This window comes from uncultured Eudoraea sp., assembly GCF_947258525.1.
In the GTDB taxonomy this organism is placed as follows: Bacteria; Bacteroidota; Bacteroidia; order Flavobacteriales; family Flavobacteriaceae; genus Eudoraea.
This window is the reverse complement of record NZ_CAMYIP010000169.1, coordinates 1-7,576: the sequence shown is the minus strand read 5'-3', so window position 1 is coordinate 7,576 and position 7,576 is coordinate 1. Positions and strand designations below refer to the sequence as shown.

The window sequence follows — 7,576 nt, the reverse complement described above, 5'->3', positions numbered from 1 at the left end:
AATGTGGGGCTCTTAGCTCAGTTGGTTCAGAGCACCTGCCTTACAAGCAGGGGGTCACTGGTTCGAATACAGTAGGGCCCACGACACTCAGAAAACCCGCACAGAAATGTGCGGGTTTTTTGTTATAGAAGAAAGCCGATCTTGCTCGAGCTTTCGAATGGAAATAAAAAACCAGCCATGCGGATGCATGGCGGTTTTCTATTTGCTACTTTGGTCTCTATGGATCACGGCAAAGCCGTAATCCATGCCAACGCGCCATCTGGCCCCTACGCTAAAAAGCTCCACCGGAGCTTTTTGTATTGCATACACGCTCGGTCCGGATCACGCCGAAGGTGTAATCCACTAAATTCCAAATAGCCAAGCTCGCTTGAGCAGGCCGCGAAATCCAAAAATAAACCGAGCTGAAAGCACAGGGTTTTCTTCCTGTCGGCATATACTAGTTCCCAAACTTGATCGCCTACCTCCGTGGACACATTGAGCTTTTTGATTATCTTTTATAGATGAAAAACAGGTTTTTCATACCGATAATTATTTTGATCTTATTGATCTCAGGAGCTGTACGGGCGCAGATCCAATGGTCTGATTTTAATAATTATCGTCAGTATTCTGCCAAGGATGGACTTGAATTTTATCAAATTGAAAATATCAATGAAGATCCGTATGGCTTTATCTGGATAGGTACGGATAACGGAGTCATTCGGTTTGATGGTAGCCAATTCGTGAAATATGAGCTATTTGATAGCTCAGGGCATGACAAACCTATTGGTCAGGTTGATGATATCATTTTTGATACAACGGGGACCTACATATTCTTGGCTACAAAGAATGGTATTCTATCTAGTTTACTAAAGGAAATACAATTTAAACCCCTGATTAAAGATTTTCCAAAAGTTGACTTCACCTTAGAGGCTATTTTAAAATTGCACATTGACAATAAGAACATACTCTGGGTTGGGAGTATCGGTAAAGGCTTGTTTCTTATTGATTTGCAATCGGGAGCAATATCTCAGCACCTCTTTAAAACAGAGAATAAGAATAGTTCATTATCGCAGTTAAATTCCATCAATGAAATAGAAGGTTCAAACTCGGATTTGGATACGTATTGGATTGGAACCAACCAGGGTTTGGTAGAGTTTAAAAGATCTGCGGGAAATTATGATGTTCATTACTTCCAGGACGATCCGACCTTATTGCAAAATCGAATCACCTCTATGGCACAATCTCAAGAAGAGATTTACATAGGGACTTTCAAACGGGGGTGGTACATTTTTAACAAGAAATCAAAGAGAGGGCATCAACCAATAAAGGAAGGTTCACAGTTCTTTGCAGAAAGTTGCAGGAATATGTATTTGGACAAGGAATCAAACTTGTGGGTTTCGACTGTAAAAGGCTTAGTTCAATATGATACAAGAACAAAGACAATTGTAAATGCTCGTTTAGACAAAATAAATTTCGGAGTTTCATTAGTCGATTCACGTGGAATAATATGGTTCTTCACAAGTAATCTTTATCGTTTTGATCCTGATCATTACAAAAGGTTTATACGATTTGTAAAAAAGGAAAAAGAATATCCTGTAATCGTTCTCAATATTGTCAGAATTAATAATGATTACTATGTATGTCCATTCTATGGTGAGGGCATCCATAAAATTTCTCCCGCGGAAAGGACTATAAAAACTATACAAATTCCACAATTACCTTATCGGGATTTAGGTGCAGGATACCTTTTTAGAGATATGCAACCTTTGGCTAACGATAATTTGGTAATTCTTGGCGATAATCGAATGGTCTTCCTGGACACATCTACGGATCAATCATATGAACCGCCGGTTCAAATCCCCGATTCTGTAATGGTATTGAGAGGAACTACTATCCGTGATAAGAATAATGATCAATGGGTAGCCACCTATACCAGTGGCTTGTATAAATTGAACTACGATAATTTATCAATTGAGAATTATCAGAAAGAATTCAAAGGGCTAAATACACACGAGCATAAGCATTTAAAAAAGTTGTTTGTTGATTCAAAGAATAGATTATGGATTGGGCAATCTTCCACAAGTGTTATGGACTTGGAAACCAACGAAATCATCTGTTTTAATCCAGAATTTGATTATGATAACAGAGAAATCTTTGGAGGATTCTATGAAGATAAAATGAACAGAATTTGGGTAGCCAATTTGGTTGACGGATTAAGTTTTGTGGATGGTAATAACCTCGATTCTGGTTTGAACAAAATTCTGGAAGGATCCTTTTATGGTGTATATCGCTATACAGATAATCAACTATGGACCTTAGGTAAGGCTGGTCTTGGAATACTAGATATACACTCTTTTACTCATAAACTTGTTAATGTAGACGTGGAGACCGAGTTTGTGGGCCCGATAGTAGATATGGGCAATGGTGATTATATGATTGGTTGCTTGGATGGCGTTATGATCTATAATCCTGAAAAACACAGTGATTATGCCGATATTCCAAAGATCTTTTTAAAAGAAATAAGAGCGAATAACCAGATCTTATCTGGTGAATGGGATTTTAATAACACCGATTTTTCTCTCCCCAGTGGTACCAAGGCTTTAAATGTTAAAATTGGAAGTTTGGCGTTTAAAGATACCGAGAAACTCACGTTTCAATATAGGATGGATGACGTATGGATTGACTTGGGATCAAGCAAAGAAATAAACCTGTCTAATTTATATCAGGGAGATTATAATATTGATATTCGACCAATCAATGCATTTGGCCAAAGTCTTGCCTCCAAAAGATATAAGTTTACGGTTAATCCTTTTTGGTATACCACTAAGCTTGCACTGGTTGTTTATGTCCTGCTGGCGATGGCCATTATTTATGCGCTCTACAAGTTTAATTTAAATCGTCGACTGGCCCTGGCTGAAAGTAGGCAACTCAAGGAATTGAATGAGGTAAAATCAAAGATGTATGCCAATATCTCACATGAATTCAGAACTCCGTTAACCTTGATAAAAGGTCTTTCCAATATGGTGATGAAAAATACTGATGATATCAATGACAAAAATTTACTAGATGGCATTGATCAATCTAGCGATCAACTAATGAATTTGGTAGATCAAATGTTGGACTTAGCTGCCCTGGACGCAAAAAAGATGGTAGTTAAATATAAGAATGGAGATGTAATTAAATTCATTGAACAGATTGTGAACCTTTTCAGATCATTTTCTGATTCAAGATCACAAAAGTTGATGTTTTATTCTGATACTGATGAGCTTATTATGGATTTTGATGATGAGAAAATGCAAAAGATATTAAATAATCTGCTCTCAAATGCCATAAAATTTACTCCTGAAAGGGGTATGATCGAGGTTAGGTTGGAAAATCTAAAATCACATCTTCAAATTGTTGTTAAGGACACGGGTAGGGGAATTAATAAGCAAGATTTACAATTTCTATTTGATCGTCACTTTACAAGGAAAGATACTAAAGGGTCCATAGGCAGCGGCATTGGTCTTGCCCTGACTAAAGAACTGGTTGAATTACTGGATGGTACTATTTCAGTTAGGAGTAAGAGTGGTGTAGGCACCCAATTTACAATTACATTTCCTGTCAAAAGTGAATCTCTGGACACCCAAATTGAACATCATTTACCTTTTGTTCAAAAGAATTCAATCTTTTCGGATTCATTGGTTCACCATGAAATGAACGTAAGGGGCAAAACAGTATTGGTAGTTGAAGACAATAGAGATATCAGGCTGTTTGTAAAGAAGTTGTTAAGTCCAACCTATCAGATACTATTAGCCCGGAATGGGGAAGAAGGTATCAAGATAGCCTCAAGTCAGGATATTCATTTTATTATCTGCGATGTTATGATGCCGGTGATGGGTGGTTTCGAATTTTGCCGTAAGATCAAATCCGATGTAACTACATCTCACATTCCTTTTATCATGTTAACAGCAAGAACTCAAGCCAAGGATAAAAGGAAGGCATATGAATTAGGTGTAGATAGTTATTTAACAAAACCCTTTGATCCAAATGAACTAAAGCTTGTCATCAATAATTTATTAGCTAAACAAAAAGATCAGAAAGAATTTTTGATGCAGTTACTGTCAATAAAGCAGCCCGAAAAATATGGTCCGGACATTAATAAGTTAGATTTAGGACTAATTATAAAACTTCAAAAACTAATTCTTGAGAATACATCTAAAGTATCAGTAGGTGAAATTGCAAAACAATTATTTGTCAGCAGGTCTCAGTTGCATAGAAAGGTAAAAGCATTAACTGGGATGCCAATAACACATTATAGCAATCATATTCGTATTGAAAAAGCAAAAAATTTATTGCATGATACTAATTTATCCATAAGTGCAATAGCGTACGATGTTGGCTATGATGATCCATCGTATTTCTCAAAAATCTTCAGAAAATTTACCTCCGCTTCTCCCATGGAGTTCCGGAAAAAGTCGTTAGAATCAACTTGATTCATAAGATTGGAACAATAATCCAAGTAGTCGAAACAATAGTACCGACTCAAATTCTTCTCGTAATCTAAGTTTGTTGTCATAATGAAGTAAGGCAATTGCTTGTTTTTTCTTCAGTGTTAAGGTATAAGCATTTTGAGCTATTAATCATATGTACATACTATGATAGGACTGAAACTTTTGGGTTTCGAAATAATTTCAAACAAGAAAAAATATAAATTCCTAAATCATGAAAATTCTTATTAGACTCCTGTTAATTACTATAATTTGGGTTTCATTTTCATGCTCGAAGGATTCTTCCGATCCTGACATAATAAATACACCTGAACCTGGACCGGTAAATAGCACTAGCGATCTCGTCGCGGTTGATTTTGTTGTGGACTTTGGGAATAATGAAAATGCGAGTGACTTGGTAGTGCGATATTCTGTTAATAATACAAGTAATCTATCAGCAGTATGGTTGTTTATTACCCCTGAGTCTATTTTCTCATCTATAAATTCGACAACTCTTTCTGAACTTCCGAGCGAAAGATATGAGTCCATTGATATTAAGACATCCTTTTCGGAAATCAGCCCGTCGGAAGTCTTGCTGGATACACAGGGCAACCAGATTCGGCAAGGTATCAAGTATAAACTAGGTTTTGCCACGGTCAAAGGGGATAAAATATCAAAAGATTTGGTCAATATTACATTTGAATTGCGTGATCAACATTATCTAACTGGGCGATATACCGGTATTTGGAATGACGATACGTACTCAAATTTTATGATTTCTGTGGAGATAACATCTGACGGCAGCAGTCTAGGTGGGACTGGATATAATAATCATCAATTTGTAGCGCAATATGGCGGAGATGACGATTTCGTAATTTCTGCCCAAATTGAAGGAGACCAATTGAAAAGTATTGTTTGGGATGAATTCCTCGATGATTTTATGGGTGGATGTGAAGGATTAGGGACCGGAACAGGCACATTAGAGGATTTAGTCACCATCAGCATGACATTGGAATTTGAAAATTGCCTTTACAGCACATCAAACGCTGAAATTGAGTTTTCAAGAACTAACTAGATCTTGATTAAATTGAAGGAGAGGTCACTTTCGTAAGTCCGGACGGTTAATTTATACTGTGTAGAGTTGATTAATTACGACGCCAATGGACTATGTTGTTCATAAGAGTAGCGCATGATCCAGCCTGCTTCAAATTCCAAATAGCCAAGCTCACCTGAGCAAGCCGCGAAATGCAAAAATAAACCGCGCTTTCGGCGCGGTTATTTCCAAACGATTCAATTGAATTTCGACTAATTGCGCCTCTTGGCAATTATGCTACTTGATCAAGCTCACGAAGTTTTTGTAGTGCTTCGGATTTCGAGTTTACATCGAGTTTTAAATAAATATTCTGTATGTGAAAATTTATGGTCGATGTTGTCACAAATAGTTGATCTGCAATGGATTTGTACGTAGCTCCCTGGCATAGGAAATCAATGATCTCGTTTTCGCGCTTGGAGAAAAAGTTATAGCTTTTCTGATGGAACATCGCGATCAGCTTAGCCGCGATATCATTACTTAATACCGCACCTTCATATTTAACCGAATACAATGCATTCTTAAGTCGTTTCTTGGTTAATGGCTTGGTGAGGAATCCGTTAGCACCATTTTTAAAGGCTTTTTTGATCATCCTAAAATCGTTTTCCTCGCTGGCCACAATAATTTTAATATCCGGATTCATTTTTCGAAAATCAGAGAAGCCGTCAATTCCCAAAGTTCCCGGGAAAGACATTTCGGTAATGATTATATCCGGCATTGTCTCCTTAAAATCTATCAAGGCATCTTCCACAGAACTAAAAAGGCCTACCAGGGGGAAATCGGTGTATTTGCTAAAGAAGTACCGGTACGCCTCGTGATATTGGATGTCGTTTTCGATTGCGATTACGCTGAGTAAGTTCGTTTTCATAATTTACAGATTTGGGTTGCATTATTACGATTTATAATATGTTACTAAATACCAGGAAGTATGTCCGGTCAAACCAGATCATTCCAGGCCCGGACACAGCTTGGGGAAGTGTGCCCGATACGTTTAATGGTATACGGGAACTTTGTAAAATAGGTGAATTGAGGTCCAGATCGGAAATGTGGGTGCAGACAGAGAAATCCCATGCACCATTCTTGGAAATGGGTTTCCAGGAGGATAGAAATATGTCTTGCGACAGTTCTTCTTCCTTTAGCTGTTACTTTTCCGTTTTAATACTAAGTTGCTCGGGAACTGAGTTTCAGTATAAGAGGCTGGAGGTTGCAATAGTGTGGTCTCATACGATTGGGGGTTTATGAGTTATACAACGATTTGGGGTTTAATTCATACTTTAATGTAAGACAATATCTGATATAGTTCTAACAATCATAGTGTTTTTCGGTCAATGACATATATTTTTAAGATTTTTAAACTATTCGGTCGTTTCTTCATTGATCTTCGTAAATAACATCGGCCGTAGCCATGGGATTATATACTTCCATAATCCATTTTTCTTCTCCATATGCCCCGTCCAGATGGGAAACATAGGCATCTTCCGCAGCGTTTTTAGATTTAAAATCGGCCAGATATACGTAATACAACCCATTTTTCTTATTATAAAATTGCCGGGCATCCAGTCCTTTTAGTTGCAATCGAGCCATGAAGGCATCTAGATACCTTTTGTTTTTGTAAACATTGGCAATTAAATAATAACCTGAATTGACCCCAATGATATCTGACCGATTGTTGGACTTCAATGGTAAGTCGATAATTTTATCAAACTTATTTTTCACAGTTTTAACCGGCTTCTTATTAGCCTCGGCTACCGCGGTTCCTATTTTGCTATAGGATTCCCTCGGAATTCGTGCTGGGGGGGTTGTTTTTTCCTCTGTTTCGTTGCGCAACAGGCGTACCATGGTTTCAAACCGCCTTTCGAACATTTCGTTACGCGCTATTTCTATCGAATCTTGTCTCAATATTAATTGGTCCAGGATTAGCCTGTTCTCAAAAGCCAGGGATTGACCCAAGTTCCCCGCCATCTGCTGTTCGGCTTTAAGCTCTTCTATCTGTTCCTCGTAATTCTTCACGATCTCATCTACCCTGCTGTCATCGGAA

Annotated in this window: 4 protein-coding genes and 1 tRNA gene; 3 read left to right on the top strand and 2 right to left on the bottom strand. The window is 37.7% G+C overall.

Translation table 11 applies throughout. The features are described 5' to 3' along the window. The first annotated feature begins 6 nt into the window (after window positions 1-6). From Q0X89_RS12835 to Q0X89_RS12825, 3 genes are all read left to right on the top strand, one after another. Window positions 7-81, top strand: a tRNA-Val gene (locus tag Q0X89_RS12835). Between the two features lie 419 nt (window positions 82-500). Continuing rightward, window positions 501-4,454, top strand: a complete 3,954-nt coding sequence (locus Q0X89_RS12830) for an ATP-binding protein (RefSeq protein ID WP_297694795.1) — start codon at window positions 501-503, stop codon at window positions 4,452-4,454. 229 nt (window positions 4,455-4,683) lie between these two features. Further along, complete coding sequence (locus tag Q0X89_RS12825) at window positions 4,684-5,523, top strand: hypothetical protein (protein WP_297694793.1); 840 nt, start codon at window positions 4,684-4,686, stop codon at window positions 5,521-5,523. A gap of 250 nt (window positions 5,524-5,773) precedes the next feature. Here Q0X89_RS12825 and Q0X89_RS12820 read toward each other — a convergent pair whose 3' ends face one another. Both Q0X89_RS12820 and Q0X89_RS12815 read right to left on the bottom strand, forming a co-directional pair. Further along, window positions 5,774-6,406: a response regulator transcription factor gene (locus Q0X89_RS12820; protein ID WP_297694791.1), complete on the bottom strand. Its 633-nt coding sequence runs from the start codon at window positions 6,404-6,406 to the stop codon at window positions 5,774-5,776. A 503-nt stretch (window positions 6,407-6,909) separates the two neighbouring features. Then, window positions 6,910-7,576: SPOR domain-containing protein (locus Q0X89_RS12815; protein WP_297694789.1), on the bottom strand; the 667-nt coding region annotated here is incomplete at its 5' end.

Bases quoted from the DNA above. Each gene is read 5' to 3' on its own strand.
- Q0X89_RS12820 (WP_297694791.1), bottom strand. From the start codon at position 6,406: ATGAAAACGAACTTACTCAGCGTAATCGCAATCGAAAACGACATCCAA.
- Q0X89_RS12825 (WP_297694793.1), top strand. From the start codon at position 4,684: ATGAAAATTCTTATTAGACTCCTGTTAATTACTATAATTTGGGTTTCA.
- Q0X89_RS12830 (WP_297694795.1), top strand. From the start codon at position 501: ATGAAAAACAGGTTTTTCATACCGATAATTATTTTGATCTTATTGATC.